The sequence below is a fragment of the Afipia sp. GW821-FHT14H12 genome, assembly GCF_058803465.1.
Map to the genome: position 1 here is coordinate 855,665 of NZ_JBXAOZ010000001.1, position 17,015 is coordinate 872,679.

At 62.1% G+C, this 17,015-nt stretch carries 16 protein-coding genes; 8 read left to right on the forward strand and 8 right to left on the reverse strand.

The genetic code is table 11. The annotated features are described in order from the left end of the window. Positions 1-14 precede the first annotated feature (14 nt). The 3 genes from AC1RNA_RS04245 to AC1RNA_RS04255 are packed head-to-tail and all read right to left on the reverse strand — an operon-like array spanning position 15 to position 2,687. Positions 15-617: a Smr/MutS family protein gene (locus AC1RNA_RS04245; protein ID WP_492950365.1), complete on the reverse strand. Its 603-nt coding sequence runs from the start codon at positions 615-617 to the stop codon at positions 15-17. Then, on the reverse strand, positions 614-2,005 hold the full coding sequence (gene mltA, locus AC1RNA_RS04250) for a murein transglycosylase A (protein ID WP_492950366.1): 1,392 nt from the start codon (positions 2,003-2,005) through the stop codon (positions 614-616). Before mltA ends, AC1RNA_RS04245 begins: the two co-directional genes overlap by 4 nt. Then, positions 1,983-2,687 (reverse strand): Tim44/TimA family putative adaptor protein, encoded by a 705-nt coding sequence (locus AC1RNA_RS04255; RefSeq protein WP_492950367.1) that lies wholly within the window; start codon positions 2,685-2,687, stop codon positions 1,983-1,985. The genes mltA and AC1RNA_RS04255 overlap by 23 nt, the downstream gene beginning before the upstream one ends. A 264-nt stretch (positions 2,688-2,951) precedes the next feature. Between AC1RNA_RS04255 and secB the strand changes: the two genes are divergently transcribed. Next, positions 2,952-3,428: a protein-export chaperone SecB gene (gene secB, locus AC1RNA_RS04260; protein ID WP_009338600.1), complete on the forward strand. Its 477-nt coding sequence runs from the start codon at positions 2,952-2,954 to the stop codon at positions 3,426-3,428. 43 nt (positions 3,429-3,471) lie between these two features. On the opposite strand, the gene dnaQ is transcribed toward secB, so the two are convergent. From dnaQ to AC1RNA_RS04280, 4 genes are read right to left on the reverse strand one after another with little or no spacing between them, the layout of a single operon-like run. Continuing rightward, on the reverse strand, positions 3,472-4,164 hold the full coding sequence (gene dnaQ, locus AC1RNA_RS04265; RefSeq protein ID WP_492950368.1) for a DNA polymerase III subunit epsilon: 693 nt from the start codon (positions 4,162-4,164) through the stop codon (positions 3,472-3,474). 19 nt (positions 4,165-4,183) lie between these two features. Beyond that, positions 4,184-4,783 (reverse strand): dephospho-CoA kinase, encoded by a 600-nt coding sequence (gene coaE, locus AC1RNA_RS04270; RefSeq protein WP_492950369.1) that lies wholly within the window; start codon positions 4,781-4,783, stop codon positions 4,184-4,186. A gap of 9 nt (positions 4,784-4,792) precedes the next feature. After that, positions 4,793-5,401: a Maf family protein gene (locus AC1RNA_RS04275; protein WP_492950370.1), complete on the reverse strand. Its 609-nt coding sequence runs from the start codon at positions 5,399-5,401 to the stop codon at positions 4,793-4,795. Positions 5,402-5,421: 20 nt separating this feature from the next. Then, positions 5,422-6,273, reverse strand: a complete 852-nt coding sequence (locus tag AC1RNA_RS04280; RefSeq protein WP_048757751.1) for a pyruvate, water dikinase regulatory protein — start codon at positions 6,271-6,273, stop codon at positions 5,422-5,424. A 531-nt stretch (positions 6,274-6,804) separates the two neighbouring features. On the opposite strand from AC1RNA_RS04280, the gene hemJ reads away from it, so the two are divergent. Both hemJ and rho read left to right on the forward strand, forming a co-directional pair. Beyond that, entirely contained in the window at positions 6,805-7,227 is a 423-nt protein-coding gene (gene hemJ / locus AC1RNA_RS04285; RefSeq protein ID WP_492950371.1) for a protoporphyrinogen oxidase HemJ, read from the forward strand. A 289-nt stretch (positions 7,228-7,516) separates the two neighbouring features. Beyond that, a complete protein-coding gene (gene rho, locus AC1RNA_RS04290) occupies positions 7,517-8,782 on the forward strand; it encodes a transcription termination factor Rho (protein WP_009338589.1) in 1,266 nt (421 codons plus the stop codon). A gap of 59 nt (positions 8,783-8,841) precedes the next feature. Here the strand turns inward: rho and AC1RNA_RS04295 are convergent, their stop codons facing one another. Then, on the reverse strand, positions 8,842-10,893 hold the full coding sequence (locus AC1RNA_RS04295) for a thioredoxin domain-containing protein (RefSeq protein WP_492950372.1): 2,052 nt from the start codon (positions 10,891-10,893) through the stop codon (positions 8,842-8,844). A 101-nt stretch (positions 10,894-10,994) separates the two neighbouring features. Here AC1RNA_RS04295 and mnmE point away from each other — a divergent pair, with 101 nt between their 5' ends. The 5 genes from mnmE (at position 10,995) to AC1RNA_RS04320 (ending at position 16,974) form a co-directional block, all read left to right on the forward strand. Further along, entirely contained in the window at positions 10,995-12,314 is a 1,320-nt protein-coding gene (gene mnmE, locus AC1RNA_RS04300) for a tRNA uridine-5-carboxymethylaminomethyl(34) synthesis GTPase MnmE (RefSeq protein ID WP_492950373.1), read from the forward strand. A gap of 184 nt (positions 12,315-12,498) precedes the next feature. Then, complete coding sequence (gene mnmG / locus AC1RNA_RS04305; RefSeq protein ID WP_492950374.1) at positions 12,499-14,373, forward strand: tRNA uridine-5-carboxymethylaminomethyl(34) synthesis enzyme MnmG; 1,875 nt, start codon at positions 12,499-12,501, stop codon at positions 14,371-14,373. Positions 14,374-14,442: 69 nt separating this feature from the next. Beyond that, complete coding sequence (rsmG, locus tag AC1RNA_RS04310) at positions 14,443-15,066, forward strand: 16S rRNA (guanine(527)-N(7))-methyltransferase RsmG (RefSeq protein ID WP_492951178.1); 624 nt, start codon at positions 14,443-14,445, stop codon at positions 15,064-15,066. Further along, the gene (locus AC1RNA_RS04315; RefSeq protein ID WP_009338579.1) at positions 15,063-15,911 is read left to right on the forward strand and encodes a ParA family protein; all 849 of its coding nucleotides are present in this window, start codon (positions 15,063-15,065) and stop codon (positions 15,909-15,911) included. The genes rsmG and AC1RNA_RS04315 overlap by 4 nt, the downstream gene beginning before the upstream one ends. 151 nt (positions 15,912-16,062) lie before the next feature. Further along, positions 16,063-16,974, forward strand: a complete 912-nt coding sequence (locus tag AC1RNA_RS04320) for a ParB/RepB/Spo0J family partition protein (protein WP_156786854.1) — start codon at positions 16,063-16,065, stop codon at positions 16,972-16,974. The last annotated feature ends 41 nt before the right edge of the window (positions 16,975-17,015 follow it).

Sequence of the window (17,015 nt, forward strand, 5' to 3'; positions counted from 1 at the left end):
CCTGCGTTGGCAGCCTACCTTGCCCGCCGCAACCGGACATAGAGCGCGCCCGCGCCGCCATGGCCGATGGAGGCTTCTTCAAAGCCGACGACGAGGCTGCGGAATTCCGGCAGGCCCAGCCATTCCGGTACCTGACGCCGCAACACGCCGCGCTCGGAATCAAGCGCGCCGCTGCGGCCCTTGCCGGTAATCACCAGCACGAAGGTCAGCCCATCCTCGCTGGCGCGCGACAGAAACGCAATCAGCGCGCGGTGCGCGCGCGCTTGCGTCATACCGTGCAGATCGAGCCGCGCCTCGATTTCCTTGCGGCCTCGCGCGAGATGCGATCGCTCGCGGCGGCCGAACGGAGCCAGCGGCGGCGGTGAATTCTTCGGCCGAGGCGCGACTGTGGTTTGTTTCGGTGAAGCAGCAGGCCCTGACGGGCGACCCGCGACTTCTTTTGTGACGGCGTCTTCTTCGCCCTGCGCACTACTCTCGGACTTTTCGACTTTGGGCCGCCGGCGCAGCGGCTTGATCTGTTTTGTCACCGTCTCCCACAATTCGCGCTCTTCGGAATCGAGAGCGCGGCGGCGGCGCGAGGGCGGTGGCGACAAGTCCGGCTGGCGAGAGCGCTTCATGAGTTGTCCGCCTGACGGCGGACGCGCCGTTTGGGCCTGGGCTTCTCCTCGGCCGGGCGGGCATCCGGCAGCGGCACGGTTCTGCCGTGCGCGACCGGGTCCAGAGACTTCGGCAGCAGGATGGTGAAACGCGCCGCGTTCTTGATGCGACCCGCGATCTTGCCCGCCTCCGTGCCCGCGCCGAAATAGAGATCGGCGCGCGCGGGGCCGACAATCGCCGAGCCGGTATCCTGCGCGATCATCAGCCGGCGGAACGGCGTATTCGAGGTGTCGCTTTCGATCGGCAGATCGCCGTCGATGAAGAACGGCGTGCCATAGACATGCAGCGCCTTGTCGACCGCAATCGAGCGGCCCGCCGTCAGCGGTACGCCCTGCGCGCCGATCGCCTCATCATCCGCCTTCAGCGGTACTTCGTGGAAAAAAATATAGGAGCGGTTCTGCCGCCGCAATTCATCCGCCGCGCCGGGATTCTGCTCCATGTATTCACGGATGCGCTGCATCGACATCTGGTCTTTGGGAATGATGTTGCGCTCGATCAGCACGCGCCCGATCGGCGTATAGGGAAAACCATTATGCGAATCGTAATTGATCCGCACCATCGAACCATCCGGCAACTTGATCCGGGCCGAGCCCTGAATCTGGATGAACAGAAGATCGGTCTGGCTCTTCAGCCAAACGATTTCCAGCCCGCGGCCAGCAATCGCGCCATCCTCGATCTGGGCGCGGTCATAGTACGGCACCAGCTTGCGGCGGCCGATCTTGCGGAACACATCGCCCTTGTTTGGCAGGCTCGGCGAAGCCTGACTGTATCCGCGCACGAACAGATTCGAGGGACGGCGATAGACCGGCACCGTGTAGACATCGGTCTTGGTACGCGAGCCTTCGACGATGGGTTCGTAATAGCCGGTGACGAAGCCTGCATCCTCGCCAAGACGCGAGATCGTCACCGGCGCGAACTGCTCCTCGAAAAATGCGCGCGCGGATGCGGCATCATGAACCTTCGCTCCGCGTGCAGCGAGACAGGGTTCGCGCAGCGCATCGCCCAGAAATTTGTCGGGGGTATCGTCCGGCTTCTTCGTCTTGCGCGCGAGGACAGGCGCGCAGCTTGCCTTGAATGTCTTGAACGCCTTGAACTGGTCGTCATCCGCCCAGCCGCGCAGATCGCTCCAGGCGACGGGATTATATTGCACGCCTGGTATAACAAGCGGCCAGTGGATGCTTTCGGGGCGCGGTCGCACATGGTGCGTGGCCTCGACCTCTGGCCGGGAAGCGCGACGGTGACTGCGGGCATCCGCGACCGCGCTGCATGTCAGAACCGCCGCCGCGAATACCAATGCCGCGGCGGAGCCGAAGGGGAAGCGTCCGTCAGTGTCCGCTTTCCGTTCCAACCAGCTTCCAATTCGGATCGCGGGAGGAAACGTCACGTGAGAACGTCCAGACATCGGTGACATCGGTGAGTTTTTCAGGGTTGCCATCGATGACCGCACCGTCCTTGTCGCGCGTGGCGGTGATCATCTGCGAAACAAACCGAACGGTGAGGTGCGCGAGCTTGTCCCGGACACCGGCACTGACGAGTTCAGCCTTGTCGATCGAAGCAAACTTGGTCTCGACCTTTTCGCCCTGCTGTTCGCGGCCCTTGATGACGGCTTCAAACCCATCATAGACATCGGAGGACAGCAGGTCCTTCAGCGTGCGGCGGTCGCCATTGGCGAAGGCCAGCACGATCATCTCATAGGCGCTTTTCGCGCCGGAAATGAAATGTTGCGCATTGAAGGACGGATCGGCGGCGGCAACCTGATCGAGGCCGCTGGCCAGCTCCGAATCGGGAGCAGCGATGCCCTTCCAGCGCTCGCGGGGCGAAACCGGATCGGCGGAAGGTGCCAGGGTCGCTTGATCGACGGCGGCGCCGGGCATGCGGACCACATTATTGTCGTTGCCCGTCGGTGCGACATCGCGCGTCACGCGGTCATAAGGCGGCCGCTCGCTGCCGGTGCGCTGTCCAAGAACGTTGCGCAGCCGCAGGAAAATAAAGACGGCCAAGGCCAAAAAGATGATGGTGTAAATGTCCACGTTACGTCACTTCCGATCTGGCGTGTTCCCGTCCGGTACGGGGTTATGTAAGCACGAAAGATAGCCGCGCCACCGTGTCTTAAATCCTTAACGTGGCGGCCGTCCGGCTCCCGATTGCGGTAATTGTTGCGATTCTAGCCCAATCCCTTGCTCCCAGCCAAGCTTTTGGCCCTGATTCGGACAGCCGTCCTTGTCGAGAGCGGCAGCCCTATGATAGCCACTGCGCCCAAACCAGCTTCCCAAACGAGATTGCAGGAGAGATCGATGACTGACACCAATGCCGCTCCGGCCGAGGCCGCCGGTCCTCCGCAGCTTGGCGTTCTGACGCAATATATCAAGGATCTCTCCTTCGAGAATCCGAATGCACCTGCATCATTGTCGCAGCAGGACAAGCAGCCGGAAATCTCGATTCAGATCAATGTCGGCGCCACCAATCTCGGCGGCACCGATTTCGAGGTTCTGCTCGCCATCGAAGGCAAGGCCATGAATGGCGACAAGGTGCTGTTCGCATTCGAACTGGCCTATGCCGGCGTGTTCCGGATCGAGAACGTGCCGCAGGACAGCCTGCATCCATTTGTAATGATCGAATGCCCCCGGCTTTTGTTCCCGTTCGCCCGCGAAATCGTCGCGACCGCAACCCGCAATGGCGGTTTCCCGCCTCTGATGCTCGATCCGGTGGATTTCGTCGGCCTCTATCGCCAGAACATGGCGCGGCAGGCCGAGCAGGCCAAACCGAACTAAGCCTAACCAGGCTGAAGAAAAGCGGGCCATGTGGCCCGCTTTTTTATTCCGCGTCGGAAAATTCCCGCCAGATCGGATTATCGCCCAGCGTGGCAACGAAGGCGCGATGCGCTTCGATCTCTTCCGGCGTCATGCGCGGCGGCAGCGGTACCTCACGCACACGCCGTTCGACCTCGACCACGCGGATCGATGTGGTTCGCGTTTCCGCGAGAATGAGCGAGGACTGCCGCGCGCCGATCAGATCGATATAGACTTCGGCAAGCAGTTCGGCGTCGAGCAACGCGCCGTGCTTGGTGCGCCGCGAATTGTCGATCGCATAGCGCGAGCAAAGATCATCGAGCCTGTTGGAGACGCCGGGATGCTTGCGGCGCGCCAGCAGGAGCGTATCGACCAGACGCTCACGCGGAATGGCCGCGCGCTTGACGCGCTCCAGTTCCATGTTGATGAAACCGATATCGAATGACGCGTTGTGAATGATGAGCGGCGCGTCGCCGATAAAAGTCAGAAAATCTTCCGCGACGGTGGCGAACAGCGGCTTGTCCGCGAGGAACTCGGAGGACAGGCCATGCACCGCGAAGGCTTCCTGCGGCATGTCGCGCTCGGGATTGATGTAGACGTGATAGGTCTGCCCGGTCGGCATGTGGTTGAGCATCTCGACACAGCCAATCTCGACCAGCCGGTCGCCGCGCAGCGCATCGAGGCCGGTGGTTTCGGTATCGAGAACGATTTCGCGCATCTCTCAATATCTCTTGGAATCAGGAACGCCGTCGCGGCATGGTAGCGACTTTCGCAAGCACATGGCGGATTTGTTCGCGCGCGGACTCAAGCCCGTTCGACGTATCCACCACAAAATCCGCACGCGCCCGCTTGTCGGCATCGTGCATCTGCCGTGCTAGAATCGTCTCGAGCTTGGCAGCCGTCATGTTCGGCCGCGCAAGAATGCGCGCATGCTGCACCTCTTCCGGCGCGCTCACGACCAGCACCGCATCGACACGATTTTCGGCACCGGTCTCGAACAGCAGCGGAATATCCAGCACCGCAACCGGCGCGCCGGCCTGTTCTGCACCGGTCAGGAACTCTTTTTCGTGCGCTCGCAGCATCGGATGCACGATCGATTCGAGCCGCTTCATTGCCGGCGCGTTGCCGACGACATGCGTGGACAGTTTCTCGCGGTCCACGCCTTTGGTGCCGGTCGTTCCCGGAAAAGCCTGTTCGATCGCCGCAACTGCTTCACGTTCATACAGGCGATGCACGGTCGCATCCGCGTCATAGACTGGCACGCCCAGCTCAGTGAACAACTGCGCCGTGGTAGACTTGCCCATTCCGATCGATCCGGTCAATCCGAGCACGAACATCGGTGAACCTCAGGGCAGCGGCGCGAGGCCAAGCCCGCGCAGAAAACCGAGCAATGGCAGCAGCGGCAGGCCGAGTATGGTGAAGTAATCGCCTTCGATCCGCTCGAATAGATGCACGCCTGCACCCTCAAGCTGATAGCCGCCGACGCTGGCGGTGACCGCTTCGCCCGCAAGATCGAGATAGGCTTCCACCTGAGCGTTGCTCAGGGGCCGCATGGTCATGCGCGCGGTCGAGATGGATTCGAACAAGATCTGATCGCCTTTCGCGACAGCCACCGCCGAATGCAGATCGTGCGTGCGGCCGCACATGGATTTCAACTGCGCGCGCGCCTGTGCCCGATCTTCGGCCTTGGCAAAAATCTGTGGCCCAAGCGCCAGCGTCTGATCGGCTCCGATCACGTAAGCGCCAGGATTCGCGCGGCTGATATGCAGCGCTTTTTCTCTTGCAAGCAATGCGGCAACGGCGGGCGCATCGGCAAGTCGGGACGATTGCTCGATTGCGCGCTCATCGATGTTTGCGGGCAGCGCCTCGAATTCGACTTTCGCCCGGCGCAACAAGGCCTGCCGCGCGGCACTCTGCGAGGCGAGGATCAGCCGGGATGATGGATTGTCCGCCATATCTTACGTGCACTCATGTCTTATGTGCGCTGACGCTGCCGATCGGCGTGAAGCTTCATCACCGCGGCGGCCGTCTCTTCGATGGAGCGGCGGGTGACATCGAGCAGCGGCCAATCGTATTTGGCGCTGAGCTTGCGTGCGAACGCAACCTCCTCTGCCACCGACTGGCGCTCGACATAAGCATCCTCGCCGATCCGGCCGAGGCCGCCCGCCGCGCCCATGCCGAGCAGTCGGTTCTGCCGGACCTGCACCAGCCGCTCCGGCGTGGCGTGCAGACTGACCACCAGCGGCTTTACCAGCGTCTCAAGCTGCGGCGGAATCGGAATGCCGGGCACCAGCGGCACATTGGCCGTGCGGATACCGCGGTTGGCGAGATAGATCGAGGTCGGCGTCTTCGACGTGCGCGACACGCCAACCAGCACGACATCGGCCTCCTCCAGGCCTTCGACGTGCTGTCCGTCATCATGCATCATGGTGTAGTTCAAGGCGTCGATGCGCTTGAAATAATCCGCATTGAGCATGTGCTGCGCGCCGACGCGCTGGGACGTTTCGCGTCCAAGGTAGGCGCGGAACAATTCCATCACCGGCCCGATGATCGACAAGCTCGGAATGTTGATTTCCTTGCACTTGGCTTCCAGCCGCTCCACCAGATCCTTTTCCAGGAGCGTAAACAGCACGATGCCCGGCGCTTCCTCGATCTCGGCGAGCACACGGTCGAGCTGCTTCTGGCTGCGCACCAAGGGGTAGACATGCTCCACCGGCGTGACGTTGGAATATTGAGCAGCCACCGCACGCGCCACCATGATGATCGTCTCGCCGGTGGAGTCCGAGATCATATGAAGATGAAAATAATTATTGGCGGTCGCCGGCATCGTGTTTCAGTCCCCCACCCTGTTCGCGGTTTTCGCTCTGTGCATTGCTGTGAATCCGTGTGGGCAGATCGGCCTGTTGGTTGGTCACCCGAGAGGGCCTGCGTAAAACCCTGCCGGTTGTTCACACCACTGTTTTCGGGATGTAACCGGCCGGTCTGAAAAAGTGTAACGGGGTTATGTGGATTTGTCTCGAACAATGCGGCTGGAATAATCTCGCAAAGCCTTGCGATGAATACTGTTTTATCAACCGCTACCGATAACGCTGGAATCGGGGACAATATTTGCGGGTGTTGAAAACAGACTAAGAAACACAGGACGGTTTTGAACCGTCGCAATCCACTGTTACGCAGACTCAAACCTTAAGAATCTAAAAGATTGATAGAGGAAGGGGTGGATACGGAAAGAGCTGTTTTGCGGCTCCCTCCGTAACAGCCTTGCGATGGGATCATCCTGGAAAATCACGATGAGCGGTTGCAGGGTATCGGATTTTTGGCGATATCAAGCCCTACTCTCCCGACGAAGGCTGTCCCGATGTATGAGTGGATCAAGGCGCTGCATATCCTTGCGGTGATTTCCTGGATGGCCGGGATGCTCTATCTGCCCCGGCTGATGGTCTATCACTGTGCTGCCGAGATCGGCTCGAAGCAGTCCGAAACCTTCAAGGTCATGGAGTGGCGGCTTCTGAAGATCATCATCAACCCCGCGATGGTGGTCACCTGGCTCGCTGGATTATGGCTGGTCTGGCAAGGGAGCTGGTACATGTCGGGATGGTTTCAGGTTAAATTCGCTCTCGTCATCGTGATGTCGGGGATTCACGGCATTCTGGTGCGCCGGGTGAAGGATTTCGCCGCCGACCGCAATACGCGCAGCGGCAGATATTTCCGGATAATCAACGAAGTGCCGGCCGCCTTGATGATTGGTATCGTCATTCTAGTGGTAGTGAAGCCATTTTAAGGTTTTCTCCGCCTTTTCGCCTTCATCCTGCGCAAATCCGTGGCTCTGTTGCCTCAAGGATGTTCTTGCGCGGCGGGGACTGATTTTCTATATTCGTCCCATCCTTCCGAACGCAGGCGGATGTGACGCGCTCCGGTTCTCGCCGGCCGCCACATCAAGCTCGAAGCCGCCCGGCACCTTTCTCAGCCCAAGTCTTTCAGACAGGCCCTGCGCTAACCGAGACCTTTCCTTTCGCATTTCGCAGGCGAAAACCCCCTTCTTCTCTCTACTTCTTCATCAGGATACTCCCATGCGGGAAATGAAACTTCAGGACCTCAAGGCCAAGACGCCGGCTGAACTCGTCTCGTTCGCCGAAGAACTTGGGGTCGAAAACGCCAGCACCATGCGCAAGCAGGAGCTGATGTTCGCCATTCTCAAGCTGCTGGCGAGCCAGGAAACCGACATCATCGGCGAAGGCGTCGTCGAAATTCTCTCCGACGGCTTCGGTTTCCTTCGGTCCTCCGACGCCAACTATCTGCCCGGCCCGGACGACATCTATGTCTCGCCATCGCAGATCCGCCGCTTCGGCCTGCGCACCGGCGACACCATCGAGGGCCAGATTCGCTCGCCCAAGGAAGGTGAACGCTACTTCGCGCTGCTCAAGGTCAACACCCTCAATTTCGAAGATCCGGAAAAGTCCAAGCACAAGGTCAATTTCGACAATTTGACGCCGCTGTTCCCGGACGAGCGATTCAAGCTCGAGCTTGACGATCCGACCCGCAAGGATCTGTCGCCGCGCGTGATCGATATCGTCGCCCCCATCGGCAAGGGCCAGCGCGCGCTGATCGTGGCGCCGCCACGCACCGGCAAAACGGTGCTGATGCAGAACATCGCCCACGCCATCACCACCAATCACCCGGAATGCTACCTGATCGTGCTTCTGATCGACGAGCGTCCGGAAGAAGTCACGGATATGCAGCGCTCGGTGAAGGGTGAGGTTGTGTCCTCGACCTTCGACGAACCGGCAGTGCGTCACGTTCAGGTCGCCGAAATGGTGATCGAGAAGGCCAAGCGTCTGGTGGAACATGGCCGCGACGTGGTGATCCTTCTTGATTCCATCACGCGTCTGGGCCGTGCCTACAACACGGTGGTGCCGTCATCCGGCAAGGTGTTGACCGGCGGTGTGGATGCCAACGCGCTGCAGCGGCCGAAGCGCTTCTTCGGCGCCGCGCGTAACATTGAGGAAGGCGGCTCGCTGACGATCATCGCGACCGCGCTGGTCGATACCGGCAGCCGTATGGACGAAGTGATTTTCGAAGAGTTCAAGGGCACCGGCAACTCCGAGCTTATCCTCGACCGCAAGGTGTCCGACAAGCGCACCTTCCCGGCGATCGACATCGCGCGCTCCGGCACGCGCAAGGAAGAGCTCATCACCGATCCGCAGCTTCTCAAGAAGATGTACGTGCTGCGGCGTATCCTCAACCCGATGGGCACGATGGATGCAATCGAGTTCCTGCTCGACAAACTGCGCTCGACCAAGAACAACGCAGAGTTCTTCGATTCAATGAACACCTGAACAGCATCGGGCTGTTCGTTCTCAAGGCCCGGCCTCGCGCCGGGCCTTTTGTTTTGGGATTATTGCAGACGATGGTTTGCGGAAGACGCGTCCTCGCGAAGAACGAGCGCGGTCAATGCATCCGGCTCCATCACTGGCAGCGAGCAGGTTTGTCCACGGCAGACGAAGGCAGCGCCGCCGCTCGGCGCAACCTTGTCGGCTGCCGGATGATGTGGCGGCAGCTTTGCGGGATCGGGCACATGCAGGACGATGGTGGTGGCATGCGGCAAGGCGCGCGCGGCTTTTAAGAGCGCCTCAACGCCCTCCCCCTGTCCTGTCACCACGATCTCGCTGCCTGCGAGATACAGATCGAGCGCATTGAGCAGCGACAAGTGCCCGAACATGTTGGCGGCCGCGACCGGCAGCATGTGCTTGAACAACATGTCGAGTTGTCGCCGCCAGCGCTCATCCCCGGTGAGCACGGCGAGGCGCGCGAGATTCTGCGCGGTGAGGCCAACGTGGTTGGGGATGGCGTCGTCCACGGTGGAATGCGGACGCAGGATCAAACCCTCCGCATCGTCCGAGGTGAGAAAATAACCGCCATGCTGCGGGTCGCCATAGTGTGTGTCGAGATCGGCCTGCCACAGGATCGCCTGATCGAGAAACAGATGGTCGCCGGTGGCTTCATACAGCGCCAGTGCGGCGCGGATCATCGCCGCGTGGTCGGATGCCAATGCTGGCTGCAGCAATTTTCCCGCGCGCCATGAGTGACCGAGACGATCGCGCCGGCTCATGGTGGTGGTGACGAACCCGAACGCGGTCGCGGCCAGCGTCAGCCAGTCGGGCCGATTGAAGGCGTTGGCGGCGTGCGCCAGCGCGGCGATGGTTAGTCCGTTCCAGTCGGCCAGCACCTTGTCGTCGAGGCCGGGGTGGACGCGCTTCTCGCGCGCACGGAACAGGATCGCACGCAACGCGGCCAATTGTTCGGCTTCCGTCGCGGTCTCGCTTCCGTCATCGAGCCGATTGAGAATGTTGTGGCCCTCGAAATTGCCCTCGGCGCTGACGCCGTATTTCGCGGCGAAGAATGTCGCGTCATCCGGGCCCAGCAGATGCGCGATCTCCGCCTGTGACCAGACGTAGAATTTTCCTTCCTCGCTTTCGCTGTCGGCGTCGAGCGAGGATGCGAAGCCGCCCTCTTTCGTCAGCATCTCGCGCTTGAGCCAGCCGACAGTCTCTTCGGCGCGCTGGCGATAAAGTTCATTGGGCGCGCGCGCGTGCTCCAGCGCCAGCATGTCGAGGATCTGCGCGTTGTCGTACAGCATCTTCTCGAAATGCGGCACCAGCCAGCGCGCATCGACCGAATAGCGTGCATAGCCGCCGCCAAGATGATCGTAGATGCCGCCCTGGCTCATCTGCGTGAGAGCGAGATTGGTGGTGATGAAATAGCGCTCGTCGCCGGTGCGCGCGCCAGCACGCCAGAGAAATTCGAGCATCGAACATTGCGGAAATTTCGGTGCGCCGCGCAGCCCGCCATTGGTCGGGTCGGTTGCACGCGCGATCGATCCCGCGGCGTTGTCGAGTTCGTTGAGGCCGATGGACGCGGCATCGGCGCTGCTGCGCTGGCTCAGGCTTTTTTCGATCGCGGCCTTGTTGGCGGCGATCTTGTCGGGCTCGTCGCGGAAAATCCGGGCGAGTTCGCGCAAGACCTCAACGAAAGCAGCGCGGCCATATTGCGCGGTTTTCGGAAAATAAGTTCCGCCCCACACCGGTGCGCCATCGGGTGTGAGAAACATCGTCAGCGGCCAGCCGCCCTGCTCGCCCAACAGATGCAGCGCGTTCATGTAGATCTGGTCGATGTCGGGCCGTTCCTCGCGGTCGACCTTGATCGGGACGAACAGTTCGTTCATCACCGCCGCGGTGGTTTCGTCCTCGAAGCTCTCATGCGCCATGACGTGGCACCAATGGCAAGCAGCATAGCCGACGGAGAGCAGGATGGGTTTGCCGGTCCTCTGGGCCTCGGCCAGGGCTTCTGGCCCCCACGGCCACCAATCGACAGGGTTGTGCTGGTGCTGAAGCAGATAAGGGCTGGTTTCACCGGCCAAACGGTTTATGTGCAATGCAACATCACTCATGCTGCGGCTCCTTCAGCAATATGTTGCGCCGCAGCAATACGGCGAAACCCCTCGAACGCGGTTTTTGGTTGCCCTCCCCCGCCCTGTCGAACAAATAAGCCATGCCGTTCCAACTACCAACCATTTACGCGCTGGCCTCGGGCCGCCCGCCTTCCGCCATCGCCATCGTCCGCGTGTCGGGTTCGCGCGCGGCGGCGGCACTTGAGAGTTTGTGCGGCCGCCTGCCTCCCCCGCGCATGGCGACCCTCACGACCCTGATCTCGCCCGAGACCGGGCCGATCGATCAGGCGGTGGCGCTGTGGTTTCCCGCGCCCCACAGCGCGACCGGCGAAGACGTCGCCGAATTCCAGCTTCATGGCGGCCGCGCGGTGATCGCGGCGCTGTTCGCAGCACTGGAAAAAATCGAAGGCTTGCGTCCGGCGGAGCCCGGCGAGTTCACGCGCCGCGCATTCGAGAACGGCAAGCTCGATCTGACCGAAGCCGAAGGCCTCGATGATCTCATTCACGCCGACACCGACCGGCAGCGGCGGCAGGCATTGCGTCATCTGCAAGGGCTGCTTGGCCATCGCGCGCAGACCTGGCGCAAGCAGATCATCGAGGCGATGGCGCTCGTTGAAGCGGGCATCGATTTCTCCGACGAAGGCGATGTGTCGGCGGAGTTGATGGCGCCAGCCATGCAACGTGTTGCTGCGCTGAAAAGTGAAATTCAAGAAATACTTGCGGCATCGGCGCAAAGTGAACGCCTGCGCGAAGGCTTGCAGGTCGCGATCGCGGGTCCGCCGAACGCAGGCAAATCGACTCTGCTCAATCGCTTAGCGCGGCGCGAGGCCGCGATTGTTTCGCCGTACGCCGGCACGACGCGCGACGTGATCGAGGTCCATCTCGATCTCGACGGCTATCCGGTGACGCTGATCGACACCGCAGGCCTGCGCGAGACCAACGATCCGGTTGAGCAGGAAGGCGTGCGCCGTGCGCGGGCGCGCGCGGAATCTGCCGATCTTGTTTTGTGGATGTGCGAGGCGGGCGACGACGCGCCGCCGCCGCTTGCGGACGGTGCGCCGCTTTGGGTGGTCCGCAACAAGATCGACCTGGCGGCAACGCCAACCAAGGGCGAGGGCGGCTTTGCTATTTCGGCGGCGACCGGGCAGGGCGTCGATGCGGTGGTCGGATCGTTGGTCGATTTTGCGCGGGATACTTTCGGCGGCGGTGAGGCGGCGCTGGTCAGCCGCGCCCGGCACCGCGCCTTACTGACGGAAACGGTCGAGGCGTTGGAGCGGGCGGGCCAGCGGGGGGGCGAGGGCGATGAGATCCTCGCGGAGGAGCTCCGAATCGCGATTCATGCACTGGGACGGCTTTTGGGCCGCGTTGACGTCGAGGAGATTCTGGATTCGATCTTTCGGGAGTTCTGCATTGGTAAATGAAGGGTTGTTTCACGTGAAACGATATAACGTCCTGGGGCTGATTCATGCGTGACAAATGGGAACTGCCCCCTGTTTCACGTGAAACAGATGGAACCGGACCCTCGTTTCACGTGAAACAGGCTTCCAACTCCTGAAATCAATATTGTTTTGGACGGTTTTCCGCTCTCGCTGTAGAAGGGGCGCCATGCGCGCGACATTCGACGTCATTGTGGTGGGAGGGGGGCATGCCGGCTGCGAGGCGGCCGCGGCTTCCGCGCGCTTTGGCGCCAAAACTGCGCTTTTGACCCATCGTTTCGCGACCATCGGGGCGATGTCGTGCAATCCGGCGATCGGCGGGCTCGGCAAGGGCCATCTGGTCCGGGAAATCGATGCGCTGGACGGCCTGATGGGCCGGATGGCGGACAAAGGCGGCATCCAGTTCAGGGTTTTGAACCGCAGGAAGGGTCCGGCGGTGCGCGGCCCCCGCGCCCAGATCGACCGCGCGCTCTATACGGCTGCGATGCAGGCGGAAATCCGAGAAACGCCCAATCTCACGGTGGTCGAGGGCGAGGCGGACGAGCTTTTGCTGGAAAATGGCCGGATCAGCGGCCTTCGGCTGGCCGATGGCCGGGAGTTCGCTTGCGGAGCGGTGGTCATCACCACCGGCACGTTTTTGCGCGGGATCATCCACCTCGGCGAAAAGAACTGGCCGGCTGGGCGTATCGACGAGGCCCCGGCAGTGGGGCTTTCGGGGTCGTTCGAGCGGATCGGCTTTACGCTCGGGCGACTGAAAACCGGCACCCCGGCGCGGCTCGACGGCGCCACCATTGACTGGAATGCGGTCGAGCGGCAGCCTGGCGACGATCCAGCTGAGCCGTTTTCGACGCTCACCGACAAAATCACGACCCCGCAGGTCGAATGCGGTATCACCCGCACCACGGCGGCGACCCATGAGCTGATCCGGGCCAATGTCCACCGCTCGCCGATGTATTCCGGCCAGATCAAGAGCACGGGCCCACGTTATTGCCCGTCGATCGAGGACAAGATCGTCCGCTTCGGTGACCGCGACAGCCACCAGATTTTCCTCGAACCTGAGGGACTTACGGATTCCACGGTCTATCCGAACGGAATTTCGACCTCGCTGCCGGAAGAGGTGCAGAAGGCTATTCTGACGACGATTCCGGGGCTTGAACGGACGCGGATGATCCGCCCGGGTTACGCCATCGAATACGACCACGTCGATCCACGTGAACTCGCACCGACGCTGGAGACAAAACGCGTGCCGGGCCTTTTCCTGGCCGGGCAGATCAACGGCACCACGGGCTATGAGGAAGCGGGAGCGCAGGGCCTTGTGGCGGGCCTGAATGCGGCGCGGATGGCCGGAGGCGGCGAGGGCGCGGTGTTCGACCGGGCCGACGGCTATCTCGGGGTGATGATCGACGACCTGACCTCGCGCGGCATCACCGAGCCGTACCGGATGTTCACCTCGCGCGCCGAATATCGCCTGACATTGCGGGCGGATAATGCCGACCGGCGGTTGACGGAGCGCGGCATCATGCTCGGCATCGTCGGATCAACCCGCCAGACCAGCTTCGCTGCGAAGATGCAGACGCTCAACGCCGCCAAAGACGCCGCGAAGTCATTGTCGCTGACGCCGACCGAGGGCATCCGCCATGGTCTTGCGCTCAACCGCGACGGCCAGCGCCGCAGCGCCTTTGAGCTTCTGGCTTATCCGGAAATCGGCTGGGTGGAGGTCGCGCGAATCTGGCCGCAACTGGCCGAAGTGCCGCCCGCCATAGCCGAACATGTTGAAATCGATGCGAAATATGACGTGTATCTGGCCCGCCAGGCGGCCGATGTCAGCGCCTTCCGCCGCGATGAGGCGCTTGTCCTGACTGGCGTCGATTACGCCGAGGTGCCGGGGCTATCCAACGAGGCGAGGCAGAAGCTGCAAACCGCGCAACCGCGCACCATCGGGCAGGCCGCGCGCATCGAGGCGATGACCCCGGCGGCGCTGGGCATTCTCGCCGCCTATCTGCGGCGGCAGTCCCGTCATCGGCGTGACGCCAAAGCCGGATAGGGGTTTGCCGTGAGCAAGGCCAAGCTCCCAGAGCTTAACTCCGCGGACAAGGCCGCCGCGCTGGCGCTGATGCCTGTTTCACGTGAAACACTGACGCGGCTGGAAGCCTATGTCGATCTACTGCTGCAATGGCAGGCCGTGACCAATCTGGTTGCGCCCTCCACGCTGCCGACCCTGTGGACCCGGCACATCGCCGATTCGCTGCAGCTTCTCGATCTTGCTCCCAACGCCAAAACCTTCGCCGATCTCGGCAGCGGCGGCGGCTTTCCCGGCATCGTGCTGGCCTGCGTGCTGGCGGACCGGCCTGGTGCCCGGATCGATCTCGTCGAGCGCAACGCCAAGAAGGCGGCCTTCCTGCGGGAGGCGTTGCGAATCACCGGCGGTGCCGGTGAAGTTCACCACAGGGACATCGTGGATTACGTGGATAGCCGCACCGCCCCTGTCGATTGCGTCACCGCACGGGCGCTGGCCCCGCTACATCAGTTGCTCGGCTTCGCGGAACCCTTGGTCCGGAACGGTGCCAAAGCCTTGTTTCTCAAGGGTCAAGATGTAGAGAGCGAATTGACTGAAGCCACTAAATATTGGACAATTAAAAGCACCTTGCACCCAAGCCGCACCGGCGGCGATGGGTGTGTGGTCGAGGTGACGGGAATTGTGCGTCGCAACATAGCTGCGACGGGAGGGGCGAGATGAACGGGATCGACGGGATTTTTCAGGACACGCCATCGGATCGCGCCGGGCAGCCGCGAATCATCGCCCTCGCCAACCAGAAGGGTGGCGTCGGCAAGACCACGACCGCGATCAACCTCGGCACCGCCCTCGCCGCGATCGGCGAGCGGGTGCTGATCGTCGATCTCGATCCGCAGGGCAACGCCTCGACCGGCCTCGGCATCGATCGCCGCAACCGCAACTGCTCGACCTATGACGTGCTGATCGGCGAAGCGAGGCTCCGCGAGGCCATCGTGCCGACCGCCGTTCCTCGCCTGCATATCGCCGCCTCGACGATGGATCTGTCCGGCCTCGAGCTTGAACTCGGCACCGCGCGCGACCGCGCCTTCCGCCTGCGCGATGCGATCTCCGATCTCAACACCGATGCGCCTGAGGGAGCCGACTACACCTATGTGCTGGTCGATTGCCCGCCGTCGCTGAACCTCATCACCGTCAACGCGATGGCGGCGTCGCACGCGATCCTGGTTCCTCTTCAGTGCGAGTTCTTCGCGCTCGAAGGTCTGTCGCAGTTGCTGCAGACCGTGGAGCAGGTACGCTCGACGCTGAATCCGACGCTGTCGATCCATGGCATCGTGTTGACCATGTTCGACTCGCGCAACAATTTGTCCAATCAGGTTGTCGCCGACGTGCGGCAGTTCATGGGCGACAAGGTCTACGACACCATGATCCCGCGCAATGTGCGCATTTCCGAAGCACCGTCCTACGGCAAGCCGGTGCTGGTCTACGATCTGAAGTGCGTCGGCAGCGATGCGTATCTCAAGCTCGCGACCGAGGTGATCCAGCGCGAGCGCGCGCTGCGGGTGCATTGAGCGACAAGGCGACGTCATTCCGGGGCGCGAGCTGCGCGAGCGAACCCGGAAACTCGAAAGTGAATTTGGAAGCGTTGATGTCGCCGCGAGATTCCGGATTGATCCGCAAGGGTGCGGATTGTCCGTAATGACGGTGCAAGGAGTGCGTGAGATGAGTCCGAGGGAGGCAGCGATGGCCGAGGAGCGTTCGCGACTGGGTCGCGGTCTGGCAAGCCTGATCGGCGATGTCGGCGGGGAAGCCGCGCATGTCGAGCGTCCCTCGCGCGCCGCTCGCAAGGTGCCGATCGAATTCATCAAGGCCAATCCGAACAATCCGCGCCGGACGTTTGCCGATGCCGAGCTCGATGAGCTGTCGGCTTCGATCAGGCAGCACGGCGTGATCCAGCCCATCGTAGTGCGCACGGTAAAGGGCGCGACGGACCGGTTCGAAATTATCGCCGGCGAGCGGCGCTGGCGCGCCTCGCAGCGCGCGGGCCTGCATGAGGTGCCGATCGTCACCGTCGAGGCCAGCGACAGTGCCGCACTCGAGATCGCGATCATCGAGAACGTACAGCGTTCAGACCTGAACGCGATGGAAGAGGCCCTCGGCTATCACGCCCTCGCCACCACCTACAATCACAGCGCCGACGACATCGCCAAGCTTGTCGGCAAGAGCCGCAGCCATGTCGCCAACACTATGCGGCTGACGAAGCTGCCGGATAGCGTGCAGGCGCTGATCTCGGAAGGCAAGCTCTCGGCCGGCCATGCCCGCGCGCTGATCAACGCCAAAGACCCGGCGGCCGCCGCGAAGCAGGCGGTCGAGCAGGGCCTGTCGGTGCGTCAGGTCGAGGCGCTGTCGCATGAGGAGGGCGTACCCTCGCGCGGGGCGCAGAAGGCGCGCGGCAAATCGTCAGGTGCTGCGAAGAAAGACGCCGACACACTGGCGCTGGAAAAGCGCATCAGCGACGTGCTCGGGCTCAAGGTCAGCGTCGATCACCGTAATCCCGGCGGCAGCGTGCATATCGCCTATCGCGACCTCGACCAGCTCGACGAGATTTTGCGCCGCCTCGAAAGCGGCGGCTAAGAAGCATTCAATATCGGAAGTGGAAAAGGCCCGGTTTGCGG